Origin of the sequence: Marinobacter nitratireducens (assembly GCF_000708045.1) — a bacterium.
In the GTDB taxonomy this organism is placed as follows: domain Bacteria; phylum Pseudomonadota; class Gammaproteobacteria; order Pseudomonadales; family Oleiphilaceae; genus Marinobacter; species Marinobacter nitratireducens.
Genome location: NZ_ANIE01000009.1, coordinates 474397 through 497213 on the forward strand (window position 1 = coordinate 474397; position 22817 = coordinate 497213).

A 22817-nucleotide genomic window follows, 5' to 3' on the forward strand; every position below is an offset into this window, starting at 1 on the left:
TCACTTAGAGCAGTGGGGCAAGGAGGCGGACAGCCCGGCAGCTGAGGCGGAAAAAGACGGATCGGCGCTGGTAGTCTTCCTTGACCATCAGGCGGCTGCTGGCCAGGTCTTCCTCAAGCATGGATTCAACACTACCGAGAAAGTGCCGTGCAGTTGTGACTGCTGTGATCTCAAAATTCAGCCGCATGGATCGGTTATCGAAATTGGCGGTGCCCACCGCACAATAGCGGTCATCGACCAGAATGACTTTCTGGTGCATGAATCCCGGCTGGTACTGGTAAATCTGTATGCCCGTCCTGCAGGCCTGAACGAGGTAGGAGTACGCGGCCAGCCGGATCAGGCGATTATCGGTTTTCTCGGGGATCAGTATGCGCACGTCGACACCTCTGAGTGCCGCCAGCTGGAGGGCGTTGAGTATCTGTAGGTCTGGTACGAAGTACGGCGATGCAATCCACAGGCGCGAGCGCGCGTTGTTGATGCAGTTCAGAAAGAACAGCGTGCAGGTTTCCCAGTCATCAGCTGGCCCGGTGGGCAGTACCAGAACTTCATCGCTGCCGGGCGGGGGGCTTTGGGGTGCCCAGTCCAGTTGGGGAGCCTGGTCGCTGGCCCAGTTCCAGTCCTCCATCCAGGCCAGTTGCAGGCCGGTGACCGCCGGACCTTCGATGCGACAGTGGGTATCCCGCCAGGGCTCCTGATCGATGTAGGTGCCAAGGTATTCGTCCCCGAGATTGATGCCGCCAATAAAACCGACCTTGCCATCGCAGACCAGGAGTTTTCGATGATTGCGGAAATTGATCTGGAATCGACGTCGGCGAATATTGCCATTACCAAACGAGGCAACCTTTGCTCCTGCTGCCGATAGTTGGTCCAGATAGGTTTGCGGAAGCCAGACACTGCCAATGTCGTCATAGAGAAACCAGACTTCCACACCCTGTGCCAGTTTTCGCTCCAGGATCGACTTGATGCGCTGACCGACGCGATCAGAGCGGATAATGTAAAATTCCAGAAGGATGTAGTGTTCGGCATCTTCCATTGCTTCGAATAGAGCTTCAAACGTAGCTTTGCCATCCCGAAGCAGAGAACAGTGGTTGCCATCGGTGAATGGTTGCCGTCCGAGCTTGCAGAGTACCTGAAGTTCATCCTGAAAATGCCCGGTGGCCGGCTCCGGGATGGACGTGGTCTGTTGCTCGAATCGGTTCAGCAACTCGGTCAGGCGTTCGTCCCCCATGCGGCGCGCCTTGACGTAGCCTCCAAACCGGTAACGACCGAAAAACAGAAATAGCGGGACCGTCAGATAGGGCAAGCCGACCAGTGCGATGATCCAGGCGATGGCTCCCTGGGCCGTCCGGTAACTCAGCAGGATGCGATAGATGCAGCCAAATGCCGCCAGGTAGATCAGCCCGACCGCGACGGCGACAAGGGAGAAATCAGCCATCACGACTCCCTGGTCTGGGCTTCGGAGCGATCAGGATATTCTTCTGTCGCCAGTTTCCGATGGTTCGCCCGGTACTGAGCCGGTGCGGTTCCGGTCCAACGTTTGAACGCCCGGCTGAAGGCGCTGAGTTCTGAAAAACCCAGCAAAAAGGCGATTTCGCCAAGCGCATAGTGTTCCTCCGCCACATACCGCAGTGCCTTGTCCTTGCGTACCTGTTCTACCAGCTCGTGAAAACTCAGACCCTCTTTTTTCAGCTTGCGGTACAGGGTCTGCCGGCTCATGAAACACTGCCGGGCCAGGCTGTCGGCATCAATCCGGTCAGTGGCCATCTGGCGTGATATCAGCCGGCGAACCTTGCGGCTAAACGAGCGCCGGGACTGTAACCGCGCCAGCACAGTGTTGACCTGTTTCAGGACAGCGGAGTACACATACGGATTACGCCGGGGGATTGGCTTGGCCAGATAGCGACAATGGAAGGCCAGGCGGGTGATCCCGGTATCGAACCTGACCGGGCCTCCCAGCAGCTTTTCATATTCATCGCCGTATTCTGGCCGGGGGTGAGCGATTTCTACCCATTCGGCGCGCAGGTCGGGCTCGATAAAATGCCGGGTCCGGCTCATGGCCGCTGCCAGTGTTCGGTCCATATCCTGCCGGCTGTAGTGTGCCGGGGCGTCCGGTTGCCAGCTCAGAATCGCCAGGTCGCCAGTCTGTTCGAAACTGAGGATCACCGATTCATTGATCAGGCGGTGCAGTCGCACGTATTGGGTGACGGCTTCGCCGAGGGTATCGCAGTTAAAGAATACGTGCCCAACCAGCCCCATTCGTTCCGGGTCAACCACCTGGCCGGCATGGAGGCCAACCCCCGGATCACCCGTGACGGCTTCTGCATGTTCCCAGAGTTGATAGTGTGCGTTGGCGGGCACCCGCAGGTCGGGATCGGAGAGCATCTGGATGTCGAGCCCGGTGAGCTGTTCCACGCGTTCAGTGTCCAGAACCCCCTGGCGTTCCAGATAATGAACGAGGGCAAGGGTGCTGGAGGCGGCAACGCGCGGGTTTTCGGGTGGATCAAGCTCGGCCGGAATCACAGTGTCCGTTTCCAATGTGAACAGGTTGTCATCGACAGTGATACAAAATGTCAAGTAGATGAGTCGGTCTGTCAACGGGTTGTCATGGTAGTAACGATAGCATGGAAGTCACCAGGTTGGAGTGAAGTGGAAACCTTTTCAGGAGGTGACTTATGGAACAGGAAATTTTCGTACCGCACAGTACTTATGAGCGGGAGAACGTTGTCGCATTAGCAGAGTATCTGAACAGCATCTTCTATTGCTGATCAGTCAGGCGTAAAGTCTATGACCTTGAGGCCGGGGATTCCCCGGCTTTTTTTGTGCTTAGAAACCATGCGTCGGTGGCGTCGGTCTTGCCTGATCCACTACAGGCAGTGGTAATGTATTCCGCCTGACAACGTTAACGTCCATTCGGAGATCCACTGTTCATGAGTGTCGAACTGAACCATCGAATTACCGGGGAAGGTGCCCCGTTGATCCTGTTGCACGGGCTGTTTGGCTCGCTGGAAAACCTGGGTGGTATTGCCCGCAAGCTGCAGGATGAGTGGCAGGTACATGCCCTGGATGAGCGTAATCACGGCAGCTCGCCCCACTGCGACACCATGGATTATCCGGCCATGGCCGGTGATGTTATCGCCTACATGGACAAGCAGGGCATCGACAAGGCGAGCCTTCTGGGCCACTCCATGGGCGGCAAGGTTGCCATGCAGGTGGCGCTGATCGCTCCCGAGCGGGTGGAGAAAATCATTGTGGCGGACATTGCCCCGGTGACCTACAAACCCCGGCACGATGCCATCCTGGAAGGACTGACCTCGACCGACCTTGCAACCGTAAAATCACGGGCCGACGCCGACCACCACCTGGCGGAGTATGTCGACACACCCTCGATCCGTCAGTTCCTGCTCAAAAATCTCGTCCGTGTTCCGAAAGAGGAACAAACTCCGGATGGTCCGGTGTTTCGGTGGCGGATGAACCTGGCGGTCATCAACGATCTCTATGGGAATCTGGCCAAGGCTCCCGAGGGCGAAGGCCCCTTCAATGGCCCCGTATTGTTTATCAAGGGCGCGGATTCGGCCTATATCCAGGAGAAACATCGGGACGAGATTCAGCGTCTGTTCCCCAAGGCTGAGCTTCGCATTATTCGTGATACCGGCCACTGGCTGCATGTTGATAAGACGGACACGTTTACCGCACTTTGCCGTCGCTTTCTCCGGGGTGAAGGCTAAACAGGTCAACCCGGAAAGCTCTGTACACGGTGCTTTGCCCTTCTGCTAAGGTAAACCCAACTCGATACATCCAACCAATCAATAACAATCGGATATGAATCATGAAGTGGTTGATGGCGGCGGCGTTGGTATTGTTTGTTCTGGGTGGCGGTTTTCTGCTGAGCCCTTCTCCAATCGACAGTGAGGCCTGGCAAGCTCCAAAACCCCGGAGCCTGTCGGGACCGCTGGCTCCCAACGAAATACTCCAGCAGGCGGACCTGCTGGCTCTGGGTGAGGTCTACGGACCTGAAGACACGACGGTCAGTCAGAATGGGGTAATCTATGCCGGGACACAGGATGGAAAAATCATCCGGGTACGGCCTGATGGTCAGGTTGAGTCCTGGTTGGACCTCGGCACCCGGCCTCTGGGTATGGTGTTTGACCGTAATGGCAACCTGATCGTCGCCGATGCCTGGAAAGGCCTGATCTCGGTTGCCCCGGACCGGACTGTGTCAATATTGACCCGAGAGGCGGAGGGTACCCTGTTCCGTTTCACGGACGATGTTGATATCGCGCCCGATGGCCGGATTTATTTCTCCGATGCCAGTTCCCGTTTCCACCAGCCGGATTACCGGCTGGATCTGCTGGAAATGCGCCCTCACGGCCGTCTACTTCGTTACTCGCCAGGGAACGGAAAAACCGAAGTGATTCTGCGGGATCTGTACTTTGCCAATGGGGTTGCGGTATCACCGGATGGCGAATTCGTGCTGGTGAATGAAACCTGGAAGTACCGCATCCTCAGGCATTGGCTCAAAGGGCCGAGAGCCGGGCAGACGGAAATCTTCGCGGATAATCTGCCAGGTTTCCCGGACAACCTGGCGGTGGACAGTGAGGGGCGCTTCTGGGTGGCATTCCCGACACTCAGGAATCCGCAGGTGGATGCACTTCACAAACGGCCGTGGCTCAAGAACCTGGTGGCCAAGCTGCCGGAAAGCATGCAGCCGGTTCCCCAGGAATACGGTCTGGCTGTTGCGTTCGATCGTGATGGCCAGGTCCTCACCAGTCTTCACGATACCTCGGGCACGCACCTGAAGGAGATCACGTCCGTCAATCCAAATGGTAGCTACCTATACTTTGGTTCACTTCACAATGACCGGATCGGGCGGTTACCGTTACGGGCCATTCCGGGGCTTGGAGACGAGTGATGACAACCGTAAAGCCAATCCAGTGGGATCTTCCAGATCCATTTACCATCGACCTCGTTGTGCGCGCGGAAGATACCGATCGCCTGGGCCATGCCAACAACGTGGTCTATGTGCGTTGGCTGGAAGAGGTCAGCTGGGCACATATTGATAGCCTGGGCATGAACTGGGATCTGCACGAGCAGACCGGTAAGGCGATGGCGATTACCCGCACCGAGATCGACTACCTGATGCCTGCTAACGAGGGGGATCGCCTGGTTCTGGGCACCTGGCTTACAGGCTACGATGGCAAGTTCCGGTCGTCTCGACAGTTCCAGCTGGTACGCCCAGCGGACGGCAAGACGCTGGTTCGGGCCGTGTCTACCCACGCTTGTGTGGATCTGAAAAGCCAGCGTCCGTCCCGGGCACCAAAGGCGTTTGCCGATATTCTTGGTGGCGCCGTCGTGTCAGGTGGTAGGGACGTTGGGTTCAATTGAGCGCTGTCTTCCGTAACTTCTGCTAGTCTGAACAAAATCCTGTATCCCGTTAACACTGCCGTCTGGAGAGCACCATGGAACAGACCGAGCCGAGAATTGAAACCATGAACCACGTGGTCTATGACCAGTTTGGTGACCGTGATGTCCTGAAAGTTATCCGGTCGGCGCCGCCGGCAATTGAGGCGGGCCAGGTGCTGGTCCGGGTCCATGGTGCCGGGTTGAATCCCATTGACTGGAAGACCCGCAAGGGGCTTGGTTTTGCAGCCCGCCAGATCGAGAATTCGCTGCCCTGGACACCGGGGTACGATATGGCCGGCGAAGTCGTGGCGGTGGGCGCGGACGTGACCACGCTCGAGCCCGGTGACCGGGTTATGGGAATGATCGGGTTTCCGGCCTCAGGCGGAGCTTATGCTCAGTACGCGGTGGCCGGCGTGGATGAATTGGCGATCGTCCCCGAAGAGCTGGACCTGCTGGTTGCCGGTGCCGTGCCGTTGGCGGCGCTGACGGCGTGGCAGGCTTTGTTCGAGGTAGCCAAGCTCGAATCGGGCCAGAAGATTCTGATTCATGCCGGGGCCGGCGGCGTTGGTCACTTCGCCGTCCAGTTCGCTCTGGAGCGGGGAGCTCATGTCATTGCCACTGCCTCCGCGAGCAATCGCGACTTCCTGGCGGGGCTGGGTGTGCATGAGGTTATCGATTATCACACCACGGATGTGGGTGAGGAGTGTTACGGGCTGGATGTTGTGCTCGACCTGATCGGTGGGGAGGCCGGGAAGCGTTCCCTGCATACCCTCGGGGAGCACGGTGTACTGGTGACCATTCCTACGGTGACGGCGGACGACATTATCAGTCAGGCGGAGTCTATGGGTCTGAAAGCGCACGGTATGACGGTGCGGCCTGACGCTTTCCATTTGGACGAGATCGCCGAGCTGATCGAGGACGGTGACGTCAAGGTTCATATCGACCAGACGTTTCCGCTGGCAGCCGTGGCTGATGCCCACGAAAAGCTCGAGGGCGGCCACGTGCGCGGGAAACTGGTGCTGGATTGCCGGTAAGGAGCCTCGGCTCCTTATTCCTTTTCGGCGGTCTCGTCAGCTTCCTTTTCTTTCTCTTTCCGTTCTTTCGGTGGCTGAGGTGGAACCAGGCTGATCAGACTCCAGCCTTTTTCCGGCTTCAGCGCATCCATATCCCGCACCGGTGAGATCCGGTCCTTGTCGTCGAATACAAACAGCACCAGGGCCTGATTCTGGTATTTCTCCCGGAAATGCTCAAAGCTGAACTCTTCGCTGAGCTGTGTCGACTTAACTGAATACCCCTGGCTCGCCAGGCTTGCCAGTTTGGCGTAGCTGACTCCGTCGAACAGTCCGCGGGTCATCTGGATTTTTTCTGCCGTCTGGTGCCGCGCTTTCTGATCCTGGTCACCGTCCGCGAGGGTAAATACGGAGGTCGTTCCGAACCAGTCCAGGAAATGATAGGTAGCCAGGGAATTCATGTGCTTGTAGGGGGATATGACCAGCAGGTTGCCGATGCCGGTCAGATCGAGATGGGTTGAGGCATGCTCGGAGACCGGGTTGCCGAAGTAGGTGGGCAGATTATCCATTCGGGCTTGGCGCACGTTCTCCCAGTTGGTATCCGCGAGCATCACTGGTACCTCATGCTTGTTCAGCGCCTGGGCGATCATCCGGGCCACCGGGTTGGCGCCCAGAATCAGAAAGCCGAATTCGGCGGGTTCAGCAACACGAAGTACGCGGGCCAGAGGTCGGGCGGTCAGACTCTGCAGGGTCACCGTGGCAATGATCAGCATGAAAATCAGTGGCACCAGCGTTGTCGCGCCTTCGTAGCCTAACTTTTGCAGCTGGAAGGCAAAAAGCGCGGAAACGGCGGCAGCAACGATACCGCGAGGGGCGATCCAGCTCAGGAAGAGCTTTTCCCGCCAGTTGAGCGTTGTTCCAATGGCGGACAGGAAAATGCTCAATGGACGGGCGACCAGCATCAGAATTGCCAGCACCACGACCAGGCCCCAGCCCAGATCCGCAATCGCACTGAATTCCACCCGGGCCGCGAGAATGATAAACAGCGCCGAGATCAGCAGGACGCTCAGGGATTCCTTGAACTCGAGGATGCTCTCAATGGGGACCTGTTTCATGTTGGCCATCCAGATGCCCATGATGGTGACGGTGAGCAGTCCGGACTCGTGTGCCATTTCGTTTGAAATGGCGTAGACGCCGAGCATGAAGGTCAATGTACCGGCGTTGTGGAGATACTGGGGAATAAGGTGTTTGCGGAGTACCAGGCCGTTGAGATAGCCGGCCACGGCCCCGATCAGGAACCCGACCAGTAGGGTTTTGCCGAAGATGTAGAGGGAGTGTTCGAAGACATTACCCTGACCCCAGGAGACAATTCCCTCGAAGACCAGTACGGCCAGTAGTGCGCCGACGGGATCGATGATGATGCCCTCCCAACGCAGGATGTTGGCGAGCTTGGCGTCGGGGCGGACCGATCGGAGCAGCGGTGCAATGACGGTCGGTCCCGTGACGATGGAAATGGCGCCGAATAGAAGGGCAACAGGCCAGGAAACATCGAGCACCCATTTGGCAGAGAGTGTGCCGATGATGCAGGTGACGATGGAGCCCACCGGAACCAGGTTGCGGACCATCTTGCCGTGGCCGCGGATCTCGTCATACCGGAGAGTCAGACTGCCCTCGAACAGGATGATTGCGACCGCCAGGGAAATCACCGGGAACAGCAGATCGCCGAACACCGCTTCCGGAGCAAGAAACCCCAACACCGGTCCGGCGGCGATACCGCCCGCCAGCAGAAAGAGAATGGCCGGCATCCGGACCCGCCAGGCGAGCCACTGGCAGAACAGGGAAAGGACACCAATGCTGGCGAGGAGCATGACGGTACTGACAGGCATAGGAATTTCAGTTCCTTTGAGTTACTGGTTGGCTCGACGGGCGATCCGGTTCAGTAGCCGGGATGCGGCAAAAAAACCAAAGCTGGCGGTGACCGGACTGGCGGCGCCGAAGCCCGACGCGCAGTCCAGGCGAACAGGGCCGTCTGTTGTCGGCTTCTGGAGGCAGACTTCGCCATCACCGGCAGGATACGTCAGCTGTTCGAGGGAGTATACGGCTTCAATTCCGAAACGGCGCTTTGGATTGCGTGAGAAGCCATACTCACGCCTAAGCATGTTTCGGACTTTGGCCAGCAAGGGGTCCTGGGTGGTCTTGCTCAGGTCAGCCACCTGGATCTGGGTTGGATCCATCTGGCCTCCCGCACCGCCGGCGCACACGATGGGCGTTTTATGGCGCTGGCAATGGGCAATCAGGGCAGCCTTGGCCTTGACGCTGTCGATGGCATCGATGACGCCGGAGATCTCGTCAGAAATAAGCTCGGCGACGTTCTTGGGTGTCAGGAACCCGAAATGGACGCGAATGTCCGCCTGGGGATTGATCGCTCGCAAGCGTTCGGCCATGGCATCGGTTTTGGTCCGTCCATACTGGCCTTCGAGAGCATGAAGCTGGCGGTTGGTGTTGGAGACGCAGATATCGTCCATATCGATCAGGGTGAGGGTGCCGATGCCACTCCGTGCCAGGGATTCGGCGGCCCAGGATCCAACGCCACCAAGCCCGACAATGGCGATATGGGCGTCGCGAAACGCACCAAGGGCTCTGCGACCATACAGGCGCTCGATACCACCAAAGCGGAAGGCGTAGTCATCGGTGTTCATTGCGGGCTCCGTCATTGCCGGCCAGCGGGGGGCGCTGGAGTCAAAGGGCGACATTGTAACCCAGTGTTTTGGGGTCACAAAAAGCGGGCATAAAAAAAGCCACGCAGAGCGTGGCCTTAAGGAAGCACCCAGTCCTGTCAGGGAGCTGGGCTGGACTAGTTCAGAGACACTAATCAACGTGCCTATTGTCTCTCCGTCTTGTGTCTTCAAGAAGGTCACAAGATGCCAAAGATCGGTCATTTTCGGTCAGCTTGGACAAGTCTGTGACCGTTTTGGCCAATCAGGCCGCCCAATGGTCATCGGCGAAGGCCATCAGGCTCTCCTTCCCGGTTTTAATGTCGTCCAGCAGCCAGTGGATCTCCGGCAATAGCTTTTCGAAGTAAAAGCGAGCGGAAACCTGTTTGGCCTCCAGCAGAGGCGTGTTGCCGTCGCCGGCGTCGAGTTTGGCCGACGCGACTCCGGCCATCCGTGACCAGAGATAACCAATGGTGGTCAGCGCCATCAGTCGCAAGTAAGGGCTGGCTGCGGCTCCTGCCTGTTCCGGATCCTTCGGCGCGTTACTGGCGAGCCACAGGGTTGCCTCCTCCAGCGCCTTGACGGCACCTTTCAACTCATCTCGGTAGGGCGCCTCGGGGTTATCTTTCAGGTAACCGGTCAGTGTGGCGAAGAGGGTTCTCACCAGTTGTCCTCCTTTCAGACTAAGCTTCCGACCCACCAGATCCATGGCCTGGATGCCATTGGTGCCCTCGTAGATTCTGGCAATTCGGCCATCACGGACCAGCTGCTCCAGCGGCCAGTCAGTTGTGAAGCCGGAGCCGCCCAGCACCTGCAGGCCTGTGTTGGCGTTATTGAAGCCCTCGTCGGTCAGGAAGGCCTTGACCACGGGGGTTAGCAATTGCACCAGATCATCCGCCGACGCCCGGACCGTTTCGTCCGTGTGGGCGACTGAGAGATCCAGTTGGTGCCCCGTAAACAGGGCCAGGGCTCGCATACCTTCATTCAACACCTTTTGACGCATCAGCATGCGGCGTACGTCCGGGTGCACAATGATCGGGTCGGCCGGCCCATCCGGGTTTTTGGGGCCGCTCAGAGACCGGCTTTGCAAGCGCTCACGGGCAAAGCCAAGGCTTTCCTGATAGGCCATCTCTGCCAAACCAAGCCCCTGCATGCCGACCATAAGGCGGGCTTCGTTCATCATGGTAAACATGGCACGCATTCCGTCATTGGCTTCTCCGACAAGCCAGCCTTTGGCTCCCTCGAAGTTCATGACACAGGTCGCTGAGCCCTTGATGCCCATCTTGTGTTCCAGGCCGCCGCAGAATGCCGGGTTACGCTCACCGGTGTCGGGCAGGAACTTGGGCACGATGAACAGCGAGATGCCTTTGGTGGTGTCTGGTGCTCCGGGGAGTTTGGCCAGCACCAGGTGCACGATGTTGTCCACAAGGTCGTGTTCGCCACCCGTGATCCAGATCTTGGTCCCCTCGATGGCGTAGCTGCCGTCATCATTGGGCGTCGCCCGGGTCCGGATCAGGCCCAGATCGGTACCGCACTGAGGTTCTGTGAGACACATGGTGCCTGTCCACTCACCGGAGATGAGCTTTTCCAGATAAGTCTGCTTGAGTTGATCTGAACCATGGGCATGGAGGGCGCTGATCGCACCGTGGGTCAGTCCAGGGTACATGCCCAATGACAGGTTGGTTGAACACACCATTTCATCGACCACAAACTTCAGGGTGTGGGGCAGCCCCTGGCCACCGTATTCAAGAGGCGCATCCAGGGCCGTCCATCCGCCTTCCACGAACTTCTTGTAGGCTTCCTTGAAGCCGGTGGGGGTGGTAACCGAGCGGGTGTCAGGGTCGTACTGACAGCCTTCGCGATCTCCCGCCTGGTTCGTGGGTTGAATCACTTCCGCAGCCAGTTTGCCCGCTTCATCAATAACAGCCGACATCAGGTCGGGTGTGGCATCGGCATACTGCTCCAGTTCATGGAGTCGGTCTGCCCCCAAAACATCAAACAACAGGAATCGTAAATCGTTCGCTGGAGCCTGGTATTGCATGGAGTACTCTCCTCAGTGTGCTTCAGTATCGGTCGGGAGTCACCCGAACCCTTGGGTTGGTGCAATCACCGATTTCATACGGTTGTTTTAATTTCGTGGTTCACTGGGCAGAGAATCAAATCCAGAGAATCATCGTATGACTTTGGGAACGTGTCGGTCCCTCGCGCTGAGAGGGTGTAACACTGCGGGTCAGGGAATTATGATGAAACGAATACTTATTGCCGGTGTATCGGGCGCGATTGGGAGGGCCCTGACTGAGCACTTGCTGGATCAATACCCCGATTGTTCGATTGTTGGCCTTTGCCGGGTTCCGGAAGAGGTGCGAGAGGAAGTTGCGCACACTCAACGTTTGCACCTGATTTCCTGGGACGCCTGGGATGAAACGTCATTGGACCAGGTTGTCCGCCGCCTGCAGGACATTTTTTCTCCGAAAGAGGGGCTGGACACCGTGATCTACACTGCCGGCTTGCTGCATTCGGAGTCCATGCAGCCGGAAAAGCGTCTGGAGGATGTGGGGCGCCAGAACATTGAGCGGTCGTTCAGGGTAAATGCTTTCGGATTCCTGGGGCTTGTCCAGGCGCTGGTGCCCTGGTTGACTCATCGTGAGTTCAAGCGCGTGGTCGCAATCTCAGCGAAAGTGGGTTCGATCTCGGACAACGGTATGGGCGGATGGTATGCCTACAGGGGCGCGAAGGCGGCCTTGAACATGTTTGTACGTAACCTGTCGATCGAGCTTCGCCGTCGTAACCGGTCAGTTGCCTGTATTGCCTTGCATCCCGGAACCACAGCCACACCGCTTAGCGAACCCTTTCAGCGGTCCCTGGCGCAACTGACGGTGCATTCGCCCAGGGAAACGGCGACTAATCTGGTTAAGGTGATCTCATCGCTGTCGGAGCAGGATAATGGCAAATTTCTGAGTTGGGATGGCGCTGAACTGCCTTGGTGAGGTCGAAGGCCCAAGGGCCCCTTAACAGGGCCCGAGTTGCAATGAAGAGCCGAACTAACGGATAAACGGGTTGAGTAGTCGGGTGAAGCGACCGGTTAGTTTTACGGGCGCACTCAAAATCGACAGGGTAATACAGTCCTCGCAACCAACAGCAACCGGCTTGTGGTCATCCTGATCGTTCAACACCACAAAGTCCCATTGATTGAAGACGCCTTTCTGGTCGGCGAAAGCTCCTTGCAGGACAATAGTCGTCTCCTCGCCGCGATGGGTGTGAGCCGGGGCCTTGCCACCCGCTGCAAGCTTCTGTAACACCACCTGCTCGGACTGGCCGGGAAACTTGTCGGTAATATCAAGAACGCTCACATCCCCAAGCTGCCGCTTCCAGGGCAGATCATTAATGTCGGCTCCAAGCAATTTATGGAGCACGCTCTCTCGAGACGGTTGAGGCGCAGGCTCGACGCCTTCATCGATCTTAGCCAGGATGCTGTCGAACATGTCCTCGGACAGGCTGACCTTCGGCTGATGGTCCATGATCACGGCCCCGAGTGCCTCGAGCGAATCCACCCGGCTCCGACAGTGAGAACACTTGTCGAGGTGTAGCCGGATGCAGAGCGCGTGAGGTTCGCTCAGGTTGCCCGCGCTGTACTCAAGCAAGCTTAAGTTGTCCGGGTGGTGCCGTGTCATGCGTTCTGATCCTGCAAAATCACTTTCAGTTTATTCAGAGCCAGGCGCACCCGACTCTTGACCGTCCCCAAAGGGATATTCAACTCGTCTGCAACTCGCTGGTGGGACTTATTCTCCATGTACACCTTTGCAATCACGGTGGTCTGTTCCTCGGAGAGCTGTCCCAGGGATTCGCGGATTCTGCGCTCGGACATCAGCCGATGCAGAGAGGTGACCGGTTCATCCTCGTTGTCACCTGGGACCTGCCACAGGTCCTCAGTCTCCACGTTCATCTCGGCGCTGGTACGTTGCATCTTTCGGAGCATGTCTATGCGCTGGTTCCGGGCAATGGTGAATATCCAGGTGGAAGCAGCAGCTTTGCGCCAGTCGTAGAGGCAGGACCGTCTCCAGATGGAAACGAATACCTCCTGAACCAGCTCTTCGGCGTGGCTGGAAAGCCCGTTGGCCATGGCAAAATATTTGATCTGCGGACCAAAGTGCTCAAAGAGAGCATGGAACGCCTCGCGATCCTGGTGTTTGCCGACTTTTTCGAGCAAACGGCTCCAGGGATCCTTGGGACCCTCGGAGTTTGCTTGCTTCTTATCCAGTGTGGCCACCGGACGCTCCTTGACATTCACGTGATTTGAGCGGATTACAGACATCATTCTATGCACTCGTCGTGGGTTTGTCAGTTTGACTTTCTACGACGAGGCCGGGCCGGTGGATCAGTTTAAAGCAGATTTATTCGTCATTGCTGGCTGGTGACAGGAATGCCGGTGCGTATGCGTCTCGTCAGTGATTGCCGTCATCGCCGGCGCGGTCTAGTCTTGAGATTGAATGGAATCCGGAGCAGTAAAAACCGATGAATGCCCCAGGTTTTAACGGCAGCCTACCCGTTATCAGGGCTCACTACGCAGACATACTCTGCGAGCTGTGCGAGGACATGGATGTACCGAGATCAGCCCTGATGGCTGCGGCCGGTATCCGACCATCCATGCTTGGACATCCCGATAACTTCATTACCGTGGATCAGTTCACCCGGCTGTGCCGTGAGGCGCTGGAGCGGTGTGGCGAAGAAACCCTTGGTCTGGAATTTGGCCGGCGCCTGAAATTTACGACCCATGGTTCGCTCTCCCAGGCCGCGATCAGCTGCGATAACCTGGAAGAAGCCCTGTCGGTGCTGATCAAGTATTTTCGCATCCGGTTTGTCTATATGGAGCTGTCGTTCTTCATTGAGGGTGATGAGGCCGTCTTGCAGTTGGACCTGAACCACGGTCTGGATGACCTCTATCGTTTCAATATCGAGGTGGTCATGGCCTCGCTGATGGATGTGAACGTACTGCTGTTCGGTGATCGGCTGATTCGTGGGGGGCGTCTGCGCCTGGACTATGAGCCCCCGAAGAAGCTCTCTGGCTACAAGGCGTTGTTCGGTGAGCGTGTAGAATTCAACAGCGGGGTCAATCAGCTGCGGTTTGCCAAGGCATCTCTGGATCTTCCCATTTCGCTCTCTAACCCGGTCACCCGGAGGGTGGCAGAAGCCCAGTGTGAGGAGGAGATGCGTTCTATTGAGGCTGCGGCTTCGGTTTCCGGTCGGGTGACCCGGCTGCTGGAGTCAGTTCGTGACGGGCGGTTGCCGGGGTTGGAGGAAATTGCAGGCCAATTGAGAATGTCGGCCCGAACGCTGCGCCGACAGCTGTCCGCCGAGGGCGTCCGGTTCCAGGCGTTACAAGATCAGATCCGCCATCGGCGTGCCCTGGAATTGTTACAGCGCCCGGATCTGCCGATCGATGTGATCGCCGATCAGCTGGGCTACAGCGATCCATCCAACTTCGGTCGTGCCTTCCGGAAATGGGAGGGGATGGCGCCCAGCAACTGGCGTATCGAACACACCCGGAAAGATCACTCCTCAAGGTAGGTGTAACCCTCAAGCCCGGCCGACAGTTCCGCCAGTAGCTCCGACTGCAGCGGGCCGGGCAAGCCACTTTGTTCGAACTTCCGGCAATAGGCATCCAGCAGGGCTTCAGGCTCAAAGTTAACGTAGCGCAGAACTTTTGCCACGGTGTCACCGGTGATGGGGGGGCTGATGGAAACATCTCCGTCATTGCTCAGGCGTACATCCACCGAGTGGGTGTCACCAAACAGGTTGTGCATGTCCCCCAGAATTTCCTGGTAGGCGCCGGTCATGAAGAAACCCATCAGAAGCGGTTCGCCGGCTTTATCTTCCGGCATGGGCAGCGTCGTCTCGGTGCCTTGCCCATCCACATAATGGTCGATACGACCATCCGAATCGCAGGTGATGTCCTGAATCACAACGCGGCGGTTCAATGGACGGTTCAGGCCATTGATGGGCATCACCGGGAAAATCTGATCGATCCCCCAGACGTCAGGAAGGGACTGGAACAGGGAAAAGTTCACGAACAGTTTCTCGGCCAGCTTTTCATTCAGCTCATCAAGGATTTCCCGGTGGGCACGATTGGCCGCATCCAGTTGGTTCTGCAACAGCCGACAGCAGCGGGTATAGATGGTTTCGGCGTTGGCGCGTTCCGGGAGCGAGATCAGCCCATGGGCAAACTGGGCGTGGACATCGGCCATGGCGTGCATGACGTCATGATAGATCTCGGCCAGGGATCTTGGCGTGTCGGCATCCTCCAGGCTGTTCAAATCGCGCCAGAGGTCCTGGAGTGGCGCAGATGCATTGTCATCCGGAGTTTGCGGGTATGTGTTCGCCGGGGCTTCACGGTCGATAACATTGGTGACCAGTACCGAATGATGTGCGGTGAGCGCACGTCCTGACTCGCTGATCAGGTTGGGGTGTGCAATGCCATGCTGGTCGCACTCGGACTGAAGTATGTGAACAACGTTATAGGCATATTCATCCACACTGTAATTCATGGAACAACTGCTTCGGGAGCGGGTGCCCTCGTAGTCCACGCCCAGACCGCCCCCGATATCCACCGTGTCGATGGGAGCGCCGAGGTGGCGGAGTTCGCCATAGAAGCGGGCACACTCACGCAGCCCTGTCTGGATATCCCGGATATTGGCGATCTGGGAGCCCAGGTGGAAGTGGAGCAGTTGCAGTGTCGATAACGCATCTGACTCACGCAGGGTATTGACCACATCCAGCACCTGGCTGGCGGAAAGGCCAAATTTGGATTTCTCACCCCCCGTATTCTGCCAGTTACCTTTGCCTATCGTTGCCAGGCGGGCGCGAATGCCGATCAGCGGCTCAACGTCCAGGCGTTGTGCCTCTTCCAGAATCAACGGCAACTCGGATTGCTTCTCCACCACGATAAAAACGCGGTGTCCCAGCTTCTGGCCAATGAGCGCCAGGCGAATGTATTCCCGGTCTTTGTAACCATTGCAGACAATGACCGAACCCGGGCGCCGGGACATGGCAAGCACGGCCATCAGTTCCGGCTTGCTGCCGGCCTCGAGACCTACCTGGCCATTGCTGGCTGCGGGGTCGGTGGCCAGTAGCTCCTCAACGACCCGGCGTTGCTGGTTGACTTTGATGGGATAAACGGCGGTGTACCGCCCCTTGTAGCCCTGATCGTCAGCGACCCTGTTGAAGGCGTTGCACAGAGTGTTAACCCGGTCATGGAGGATATCGGTAAAGCGGATCAGCACGGGGAGCTGAATACCGGAGTCCGCAATGGAACGGCACAGGTCAGGAAGATTAATCCGGGCAGGAGAGTGGCCCCGGTCCGGGCGAATCAGTACTTCACCGGCGTCGTTGACACCGATGTAGCCATCGCTCCAGTGCGAAATGTTGTAGACCTTGTGAGCGGGGGTTCCGCTGGCTTCACTCATACTTGCTATCCTGTCAGGAAACCGGGCCGGACGGGTGCCGGAAACATGGGCGCCATTGTAGGTGCAACCTTGGCTGGCGGAAAGAACCGGATGCGGAAAATACCTGTATCCGCACAGGGATAAAGGCTTCTTCTGATCGCCGCCGGGTCCTACAATACGCCCTTTCTAACATAGCCCATGGCGCATACGGAGAGACAAAACATGACAGCGTTGAACGACGGGTGGTTTACCGAGGTCTTCCAGGACCAGGGCACGGCGTTTTCTCTGCAGGTGAAACAGAAGCTGCACGAAGAACAGACACCGTTTCAGAAGCTGGAAATATATGAGACCGAAACCTTCGGCAACCTCATGGTGCTCGACGGCTGTGTCATGCTGACAACCCGCGACAACTTCCTGTATCACGAGATGATGACTCATCCGGCCCTGTTTACCCACCGGGATCCCCGGAAGGTGGTCATAGTGGGTGGTGGTGATTGCGGTACGCTCAAAGAGGTACTCAAGCACCCGGGCGTTGAAGAGGCCTGGCAGGTGGAGATTGATGAGCGGGTGACTCGCATGTCGGAAAAGTACTTTCCGGAACTGTGCGAATCCAACAACGATCCTCGTGCCAACTTTTTCTTTGGTGATGGTATCCAGTGGATGCGTGATATCGAGCCGGGAAGTGTCGATATTATCATCATCGACAGCACCGATCCGGTCGGACCCGCCGAGGGACTGTTTGCGCTGGATTTCTACCGGGATGCCATGCTGGCGCTCCGGGAGGGGGGCATCATCGTGCAACAGAGCGAGTCTCCACTGCTGCACACCAACACCATCATCCGGGATATCCATGTTGATATGAAGAAGGCAGGGTTTGAGCACGTCCAGACACTGCCATTTCCGCAGCCGGTTTACCCGACGGGGTGGTGGAGTTGCACCATGGCGAGCAAGGAAAACCCGGTCCGCTATTTCCGTGAGGACGACGTGAATAACCGGCCGTTCATTACCCGTTACTACAATACTGGAATTCACCATGGTGCCCTGGCGATGCCGCAGTTCATGCTGGATGCGCTGGAGGATCCTGTGGTTCCCGGCGAAGCCTGAGTCGTCAGAAAAGACCGATTGGGCGGTCAGTTCGACAACCTGTAATCCTGCACTACACTAAAAGTTGTGTTCAATAAATGAACAAGCCGCAGTTCGCTTTTTGTGAGGTATAGGGATATGGGTGTACGCAAAGGTGAGGCCGACCAAAGCTGGTTCCGCAGTGATCGCTTTTCCGTGGTGAATGGTCAGTGGTTCTTCCAGACCCGTGAGGGTTCAATGGAAGGGCCGTTTGATAGCATTCACGAAGCGGAAATGGAATTGCTTTTGTATCTCCGTCACGTTGAAGACCACCTGTTCGGCAAGGTGAGTTGATCAGGCAAAGACAAAAAGGGCGCCATTCGGCGCCCTTTTTGTCAGTGCTATCAGCTGGCGATTACTGCTTGCCGCTGACAAACTCCGGGTAGGCTTCCATACCACACTCGGACAGATCCACGCCTTCGTACTCTTCTTCTTCGCTGACCCGCAGGCCCATAACAGCCTTGAGGATGCCCCAGACGATGAGGCTGGCAACGAATACCCAGACGAAGATGGTGATTGCGCCGATGATCTGGCCAGAGAAGCTGACGCCGTCGTTGGTAACCGGTACCAGCAGGAGGCCCAGCAGACCGCAGACACCGTGAACAGAGATGGCGCCGACCGGATCGTCGATGCGCAGCTTGTCCATGGTTACGATGCTCAGTACGACCAGGATACCGCCGAAGGCACCGAAAATGGTGGAGGTCAGAGCGCTCGGAGTGGACGGCTCAGCAGTGATGACGACCAGGCCTGCCAGTGCGCCGTTGAGAAGCATGGTCAGATCGGCCTTGCCGAACATCAGGCGAGCGGTGATCAGAGCGGCAACTGCGCCACCCGCCGCGGCGGTGTTGGTGTTCAGGAAGACCATGGCTACGGAGTTGGCACTGGCGATATCGCCCAGTTTCAGGACAGAACCGCCGTTGAAGCCGAACCAGCCCATCCACAGGATGAAGGTACCCAGTGTGGCCAGCGGCAGGTTGGCGCCCGGGAAGGCACGGATTTCACCGTTCGGGCCATACTTGCCTTTACGTGCACCCAGCAGAAGAACACCAGCCAGAGCCGCAGCGGCACCCGCCATGTGAACGATGCCAGAGCCGGCAAAGTCGCTGAAGCCGAGGTCGCCAAGAGTGTACATGCCGAACACGGAAGCACCGCCCCAGGTCCATGCGCCTTCCATTGGGTAGATGAAGCCAGTCATGGCCACAGCGAAGATCAGGAAGGCCCAGAGCTTCATGCGCTCAGCGACGGCACCGGAAACGATGGACATCGCAGTGGCAACGAAGACAACCTGGAAGAAGAAGTCAGATGCGCCGGAGTAGATGGAACCACCCTCGAAGCCGTCTTCACGGCCGGCGAAGTCACCCAGCGTGCTGGCAACGTCTACGTCAGCAATGCCGGAGAGGAACACGTTTCCGCCGTACATGATGGCGTAACCGCACACCAGGTACATGATGCAGGAAATGGCGAACAGCGCCACGTTCTTGGTCAGGATTTCAGTGGTGTTCTTGGCACGCACAAGGCCGGATTCCAGCATGGCGAAGCCCGCTGCCATCCACATCACTAATGCGCCACACACCAGGAAATAAAAGGTGTCTATAGCATACTGCAGGTGAAAAATGTTGCTTTCCATTTGAAGCCCTCCGCACGAGGCTTTTCAGGTTATAAAGTTTTTTGCGTTGGCTGGTTGTAAATCAGTGTCGGATCAAACCGCTTCTTCGCCAGTCTCGCCAGTCCGGATACGGATGGCCTGTTCCAGCTCGGTCACGAAGATCTTGCCGTCACCGATCTTGCCGGTGTTGGCTGCTTTGGTGATGGACTCAATCACCTGATCAAGCAGGTTGTCGCCGATGGCAACTTCCACCTTGACCTTGGGCAGGAAGTCCACGACATATTCTGCGCCACGGTAGAGTTCTGTATGGCCTTTCTGCCGACCGAAGCCTTTGACTTCAGTGACGGTGACGCCTTGGACGCCAATCTCGGATAGTGCCTCACGGACATCATCCAATTTGAAAGGCTTGATGATCGCTGTCACAAGTTTCATTGCTTTCTCCTTGGTAAAACCGTCCCAACAGTGAGGGCCCGTCGGCCGGTTGTTGAGTTCGGGATGCTGCTACCTCGCACACCAATTGTGCGGATTGCGTACGTAGGCTTTAGCATCGGGTGTGCCAACGCAAAAAAATAAAACAAAAACAATATGTTATTTGTTTTGTGTCCCAGATTGGCGCAAATAAGCGCACCAAAAAGGGGCAGTGTGTCCAATAGTGATCCAAACCGGAGCAGGTACACTGGGTGGACGCGCCAACCATTATACTGTCGACCGCCTACAGTATGGCAGGGCCTTGGGTGTGATACACTCCCGCAAACCGGTGACAGGCCCTGTCTTTGGTCTAAACCGGCCAATTTTTGAGCCAGTGAGGTGATGCGTGAAAGGTCCGCAGGATATTTTTGCCCAGTTGCAGGGCCAGTTTGGCCAGTTCGTTCCGGATATGGCCCGTGCCGCCCGGGAAGATTTTGAAACCCAGGCCCGTGCTACCGTGATGACAGTGCTGTCCAAACTGGAGTTGGTTACCCGAGAAGAATTCGATGCCCAGCAGGCGGTACTGATGAAAACCCGGGAAAAAGTGGAAGCCCTTGAACAGCGGGTTCGTGCGCTGGAGCAGAAACTCCAGGGCTAATCCCGAATGATAGCCAAGCCGGCAGGATGCCGTGGCTTGACCGGCCATAATTGTCTGAAAACCATGGAAGGTTGTCATGCTTGCCATTGTCCATTCCCGCGCCAGTATTGGCGTGTCTGCACCATCAGTGACCGTGGAGGTGCATCTCTCCGGCGGTCTGCCCGCGCTGTCCATTGTCGGATTACCGGAAACCGGCGTTCGCGAGAGCCGGGAGCGGGTTCGCAGCGCGCTGCTGAACAGTGGTTTCGAGTTCCCCGCCCGACGCATCACCATCAATCTTGCCCCCGCGGATTTGCCCAAGGAAGGCGGGCGCTTTGATTTGCCTATTGCGTTGGGAATCCTGGCCGCGTCTGGCCAGATTCCGGCGGAAAGTCTGAGCCAGTGCGAATTTGTCGGAGAATTGTCCCTCGATGGTGCACTGCGCCCGTTGCGCGGCATTCTCCCGGCAGTTCTGGCCGCCCGATCCGAGGGGCGTAAACTGCTGGTGCCCCAGGCCAATGCGCGGGAAGCCGCGTTGGCCAGTCGGGATGATGTCTTTTCCGCCAGCCACCTTCTGACCGTGTGTGAGCACCTGGGTGGTCAGGGCAAGTTGGTTCCCATTGAGCCTTCATCGCCAGAATTCCAAGGCGTTCAACGTGATTCCGGGCCGGACTTGTCAGATGTTCGCGGGCAGCAGGTACCCCGGAGAGCGCTGGAAGTGGCTGCGGCTGGAAATCATAACCTGCTGTTTTTTGGGCCGCCGGGAACGGGGAAGAGCATGCTGGCCAGCCGGCTCCCCGGAATCCTGCCCGAGCTGGAGGATGCCGCCGCCATGGAAGTGGCCAGTGTGCATTCGGTCGCCGGTCTGGACATCCGTGACGGACAGTGGCGTCAGCCCCCTTTCCGCTCCCCCCATCACACCGCATCGGCGGTTGCCATGGTCGGCGGCGGCAGCAGCCCACGGCCGGGAGAAATCTCCCTGGCGCATTGCGGCGTACTGTTTCTCGACGAGCTACCAGAGTTTGAGCGAAGAGTGCTGGAGGTTCTCCGGGAACCCATGGAAACCGGGGAGATTGCCATCAGCCGAGCGGCCCGACAGGTGAGCTTTCCCGCGCGGTTTCAGGTCGTTGGTGCGATGAACCCATGCCCCTGCGGATACAGTGGTCATCCGAGTATTGAGTGCCAGTGCACCCCGCAACAGGTCATGCGTTATCGGTCAAGAGTGTCCGGGCCGTTGTTGGATCGCTTCGATCTGCATGTTGAAGTCCCTGTGCAGACCGGAGACGTATTAATGCACAACGACGGTGACGGCGAGCCCAGTGGCGTGGTCAGGGAGCGTGTTGCTGAAGCCCGGGCTCGCCAGCGTAGCCGTGGGCAGCTGAATGCGATGCTGGCCGGCAAGGACCTGTACGCGGCCTGTCAGGTCGACTCGGAGGGCGAGCGCCTGTTGGCAGGATCAATGGACAAGCTCGGGCTGTCGGCACGGGCTCTGCACAGGGTTCTGCGGGTGGCGAGGACGTTGGCGGATCTGGGGCAGAGTGACCGGGTGAATTCCCGGCATCTCGTCGAGGCCCTGGGTTATCGCCAGATGGATCGGAAGCAGGGCCACAGTCCGATGGTATCCTCCTGAAACGGCCGTCTCTGGTAAACTGTCGCGCAATGACGTTAACCACTTCCCGCAGGCTGCGGATGAGGACCCCAGATGACTGATCAGAACGGACCGCAAGATACCAAAGAGCGCTCCGAGAGCTCGCCGGTAACCACCCGCAGAGGCATTCGAAGTTTTGTGTTGCGCCAGGGGCGCATGACGGAAGGCCAGAAGAAGGCGTATGAGAGAAGCTGGCCAAAGTACGGCCTGACCCGTGAGCAGGGGATGATTGATCCCCGGGAAGTCTTTGGCCGGGACGCCATGCTGAACCTGGAAATCGGTTTTGGTATGGGGAAATCGCTGGCGGACATGGCGGAAGCTGCGCCAGAGCAGGATTTCATCGGCGTGGAGGTACACCTGCCCGGTGTTGGTTCATTACTCAAGGAAGTTGAGGATCGTGGCCTGGAAAACGTCCGGGTCTACAACATTGACGGCAATGACGTGATTGATTTGTGTTTGCCGGATGCCTGTCTCGATCGGGTAATGGTGTTCTTCCCGGATCCGTGGCACAAGAAAAAGCATCACAAGCGACGCCTGATTCAGCATGAGTTTGTTCAGCGTATCCGTCACAAACTGCGTGTCGGTGGCGTTCTTCATCTGGCGACTGACTGGGAAAATTACGCCGAGCATATGATGGAAGTGATGAACGAATCCGAGGGATTTGCCAATACCCAATCCGACGGAGGCTATTCGCCGCGTCCGGAGGACCGTCCGATCACCAAGTTCGAAAAACGTGGTGAGCGCCTCGGTCATGGGGTATGGGATCTGCTGTTTAACCGTACCAACTGAACTAAGATGCTGTAACGGCCAGGCTGCAGGCCTGGCCATCGCTT

Annotated in this window: 21 protein-coding genes; 11 read left to right on the forward strand and 10 right to left on the reverse strand. The window is 57.6% G+C overall.

Features of this window, described 5'->3' with window-relative positions:
• Positions 1–4 precede the first annotated feature (4 nt).
• Together cls and D777_RS16135 are read right to left on the reverse strand one after the other, a co-directional pair.
• The gene (gene cls, locus D777_RS16130; protein ID WP_036134220.1) at positions 5–1435 is read right to left on the reverse strand and encodes a cardiolipin synthase; all 1431 of its coding nucleotides are present in this window, start codon (positions 1433–1435) and stop codon (positions 5–7) included.
• Entirely contained in the window at positions 1435–2517 is a 1083-nt protein-coding gene (locus tag D777_RS16135) for an AraC family transcriptional regulator (RefSeq protein WP_036134512.1), read from the reverse strand. Before D777_RS16135 ends, cls begins: the two co-directional genes overlap by 1 nt.
• 410 nt (positions 2518–2927) lie before the next feature.
• Here D777_RS16135 and D777_RS16140 point away from each other — a divergent pair, with 410 nt between their 5' ends.
• The 4 genes from D777_RS16140 to D777_RS16155 all read left to right on the forward strand — a co-directional run bounded on the left by D777_RS16140 (position 2928) and on the right by D777_RS16155 (position 6434).
• Positions 2928–3725: an alpha/beta fold hydrolase gene (locus D777_RS16140; protein WP_036134222.1), complete on the forward strand. Its 798-nt coding sequence runs from the start codon at positions 2928–2930 to the stop codon at positions 3723–3725.
• 101 nt (positions 3726–3826) lie between these two features.
• The gene (locus D777_RS16145; protein ID WP_036134224.1) at positions 3827–4909 is read left to right on the forward strand and encodes an SMP-30/gluconolactonase/LRE family protein; all 1083 of its coding nucleotides are present in this window, start codon (positions 3827–3829) and stop codon (positions 4907–4909) included.
• Positions 4909–5382: an acyl-CoA thioesterase gene (locus D777_RS16150; RefSeq protein ID WP_036134226.1), complete on the forward strand. Its 474-nt coding sequence runs from the start codon at positions 4909–4911 to the stop codon at positions 5380–5382. Before D777_RS16145 ends, D777_RS16150 begins: the two co-directional genes overlap by 1 nt.
• A 74-nt stretch (positions 5383–5456) precedes the next feature.
• Positions 5457–6434 (forward strand): NADP-dependent oxidoreductase, encoded by a 978-nt coding sequence (locus D777_RS16155; RefSeq protein ID WP_036134228.1) that lies wholly within the window; start codon positions 5457–5459, stop codon positions 6432–6434.
• Positions 6435–6448: 14 nt separating this feature from the next.
• Here the strand turns inward: D777_RS16155 and D777_RS16160 are convergent, their stop codons facing one another.
• The 3 genes from D777_RS16160 to D777_RS16170 all read right to left on the reverse strand — a co-directional run bounded on the left by D777_RS16160 (position 6449) and on the right by D777_RS16170 (position 11165).
• Positions 6449–8296, reverse strand: coding sequence for a cation:proton antiporter (locus D777_RS16160; protein WP_036134230.1), 1848 nt, complete (start codon positions 8294–8296; stop codon positions 6449–6451).
• Between the two features lie 21 nt (positions 8297–8317).
• A complete protein-coding gene (gene tcdA / locus D777_RS16165; protein ID WP_201443391.1) occupies positions 8318–9109 on the reverse strand; it encodes a tRNA cyclic N6-threonylcarbamoyladenosine(37) synthase TcdA in 792 nt (263 codons plus the stop codon).
• Between the two features lie 280 nt (positions 9110–9389).
• Complete coding sequence (locus tag D777_RS16170) at positions 9390–11165, reverse strand: acyl-CoA dehydrogenase C-terminal domain-containing protein (RefSeq protein ID WP_036134231.1); 1776 nt, start codon at positions 11163–11165, stop codon at positions 9390–9392.
• 202 nt (positions 11166–11367) lie between these two features.
• Between D777_RS16170 and D777_RS16175 the strand changes: the two genes are divergently transcribed.
• On the forward strand, positions 11368–12111 hold the full coding sequence (locus D777_RS16175) for an SDR family oxidoreductase (RefSeq protein ID WP_036134233.1): 744 nt from the start codon (positions 11368–11370) through the stop codon (positions 12109–12111).
• 54 nt (positions 12112–12165) lie between these two features.
• Here D777_RS16175 and D777_RS16180 read toward each other — a convergent pair whose 3' ends face one another.
• Together D777_RS16180 and D777_RS16185 are read right to left on the reverse strand one after the other, a co-directional pair.
• A complete protein-coding gene (locus tag D777_RS16180) occupies positions 12166–12795 on the reverse strand; it encodes a ChrR family anti-sigma-E factor (RefSeq protein ID WP_036134235.1) in 630 nt (209 codons plus the stop codon).
• Positions 12792–13439 (reverse strand): sigma-70 family RNA polymerase sigma factor, encoded by a 648-nt coding sequence (locus D777_RS16185; RefSeq protein WP_227501805.1) that lies wholly within the window; start codon positions 13437–13439, stop codon positions 12792–12794. The genes D777_RS16180 and D777_RS16185 overlap by 4 nt, the downstream gene beginning before the upstream one ends.
• A gap of 197 nt (positions 13440–13636) precedes the next feature.
• Between D777_RS16185 and D777_RS16190 the strand changes: the two genes are divergently transcribed.
• Entirely contained in the window at positions 13637–14689 is a 1053-nt protein-coding gene (locus D777_RS16190) for an AraC family transcriptional regulator (protein ID WP_036134238.1), read from the forward strand.
• Here the strand turns inward: D777_RS16190 and speA are convergent.
• The gene (gene speA / locus D777_RS16195; protein WP_036134240.1) at positions 14674–16584 is read right to left on the reverse strand and encodes a biosynthetic arginine decarboxylase; all 1911 of its coding nucleotides are present in this window, start codon (positions 16582–16584) and stop codon (positions 14674–14676) included. The genes D777_RS16190 and speA overlap by 16 nt on opposite strands.
• A 201-nt stretch (positions 16585–16785) precedes the next feature.
• Here speA and speE point away from each other — a divergent pair, with 201 nt between their 5' ends.
• Both speE and D777_RS16205 read left to right on the forward strand, forming a co-directional pair.
• The gene (speE, locus tag D777_RS16200) at positions 16786–17667 is read left to right on the forward strand and encodes a polyamine aminopropyltransferase (protein ID WP_036134242.1); all 882 of its coding nucleotides are present in this window, start codon (positions 16786–16788) and stop codon (positions 17665–17667) included.
• A gap of 117 nt (positions 17668–17784) precedes the next feature.
• Positions 17785–17979, forward strand: coding sequence for a DUF6316 family protein (locus tag D777_RS16205; RefSeq protein ID WP_036134244.1), 195 nt, complete (start codon positions 17785–17787; stop codon positions 17977–17979).
• 61 nt (positions 17980–18040) lie between these two features.
• Here the strand turns inward: D777_RS16205 and D777_RS16210 are convergent, their stop codons facing one another.
• Together D777_RS16210 and glnK are read right to left on the reverse strand one after the other, a co-directional pair.
• Entirely contained in the window at positions 18041–19312 is a 1272-nt protein-coding gene (locus tag D777_RS16210) for an ammonium transporter (RefSeq protein ID WP_036134246.1), read from the reverse strand.
• Positions 19313–19384: 72 nt separating this feature from the next.
• Complete coding sequence (gene glnK / locus D777_RS16215; RefSeq protein WP_004578958.1) at positions 19385–19723, reverse strand: P-II family nitrogen regulator; 339 nt, start codon at positions 19721–19723, stop codon at positions 19385–19387.
• Positions 19724–20105: 382 nt separating this feature from the next.
• Between glnK and D777_RS16220 the strand changes: the two genes are divergently transcribed.
• The 3 genes from D777_RS16220 to trmB all read left to right on the forward strand — a co-directional run bounded on the left by D777_RS16220 (position 20106) and on the right by trmB (position 22773).
• Positions 20106–20357 (forward strand): accessory factor UbiK family protein, encoded by a 252-nt coding sequence (locus D777_RS16220; protein ID WP_036134249.1) that lies wholly within the window; start codon positions 20106–20108, stop codon positions 20355–20357.
• 76 nt (positions 20358–20433) lie between these two features.
• Positions 20434–21966 carry a YifB family Mg chelatase-like AAA ATPase gene (locus D777_RS16225; protein ID WP_036134251.1) on the forward strand — a complete coding sequence of 511 codons (1533 nt, stop codon included), beginning with the start codon at positions 20434–20436 and terminating at the stop codon, positions 21964–21966.
• A gap of 72 nt (positions 21967–22038) precedes the next feature.
• Entirely contained in the window at positions 22039–22773 is a 735-nt protein-coding gene (trmB, locus tag D777_RS16230) for a tRNA (guanosine(46)-N7)-methyltransferase TrmB (RefSeq protein WP_036134253.1), read from the forward strand.
• Positions 22774–22817: the final 44 nt, after the last annotated feature.

Coding starts and splice junctions, on each gene's coding strand:
- D777_RS16170 (WP_036134231.1), bottom strand. CDS start 11,165: ATGCAATACCAGGCTCCAGCGAACGATTTACGATTCCTGTTGTTTGAT.
- D777_RS16190 (WP_036134238.1), top strand. CDS start 13,637: ATGAATGCCCCAGGTTTTAACGGCAGCCTACCCGTTATCAGGGCTCAC.
- D777_RS16205 (WP_036134244.1), top strand. CDS start 17,785: ATGGGTGTACGCAAAGGTGAGGCCGACCAAAGCTGGTTCCGCAGTGAT.
- D777_RS16180 (WP_036134235.1), bottom strand. CDS start 12,795: ATGACACGGCACCACCCGGACAACTTAAGCTTGCTTGAGTACAGCGCG.
- D777_RS16210 (WP_036134246.1), bottom strand. CDS start 19,312: ATGGAAAGCAACATTTTTCACCTGCAGTATGCTATAGACACCTTTTAT.
- trmB (WP_036134253.1), top strand. CDS start 22,039: ATGACTGATCAGAACGGACCGCAAGATACCAAAGAGCGCTCCGAGAGC.
- cls (WP_036134220.1), bottom strand. CDS start 1,435: ATGGCTGATTTCTCCCTTGTCGCCGTCGCGGTCGGGCTGATCTACCTG.
- D777_RS16155 (WP_036134228.1), top strand. CDS start 5,457: ATGGAACAGACCGAGCCGAGAATTGAAACCATGAACCACGTGGTCTAT.
- tcdA (WP_201443391.1), bottom strand. CDS start 9,109: ATGAACACCGATGACTACGCCTTCCGCTTTGGTGGTATCGAGCGCCTG.
- D777_RS16160 (WP_036134230.1), bottom strand. CDS start 8,296: ATGCCTGTCAGTACCGTCATGCTCCTCGCCAGCATTGGTGTCCTTTCC.
- speA (WP_036134240.1), bottom strand. CDS start 16,584: ATGAGTGAAGCCAGCGGAACCCCCGCTCACAAGGTCTACAACATTTCG.
- D777_RS16150 (WP_036134226.1), top strand. CDS start 4,909: ATGACAACCGTAAAGCCAATCCAGTGGGATCTTCCAGATCCATTTACC.
- D777_RS16225 (WP_036134251.1), top strand. CDS start 20,434: ATGCTTGCCATTGTCCATTCCCGCGCCAGTATTGGCGTGTCTGCACCA.
- D777_RS16185 (WP_227501805.1), bottom strand. CDS start 13,439: ATGATGTCTGTAATCCGCTCAAATCACGTGAATGTCAAGGAGCGTCCG.
- speE (WP_036134242.1), top strand. CDS start 16,786: ATGACAGCGTTGAACGACGGGTGGTTTACCGAGGTCTTCCAGGACCAG.
- D777_RS16145 (WP_036134224.1), top strand. CDS start 3,827: ATGAAGTGGTTGATGGCGGCGGCGTTGGTATTGTTTGTTCTGGGTGGC.
- D777_RS16140 (WP_036134222.1), top strand. CDS start 2,928: ATGAGTGTCGAACTGAACCATCGAATTACCGGGGAAGGTGCCCCGTTG.
- glnK (WP_004578958.1), bottom strand. CDS start 19,723: ATGAAACTTGTGACAGCGATCATCAAGCCTTTCAAATTGGATGATGTC.
- D777_RS16175 (WP_036134233.1), top strand. CDS start 11,368: ATGAAACGAATACTTATTGCCGGTGTATCGGGCGCGATTGGGAGGGCC.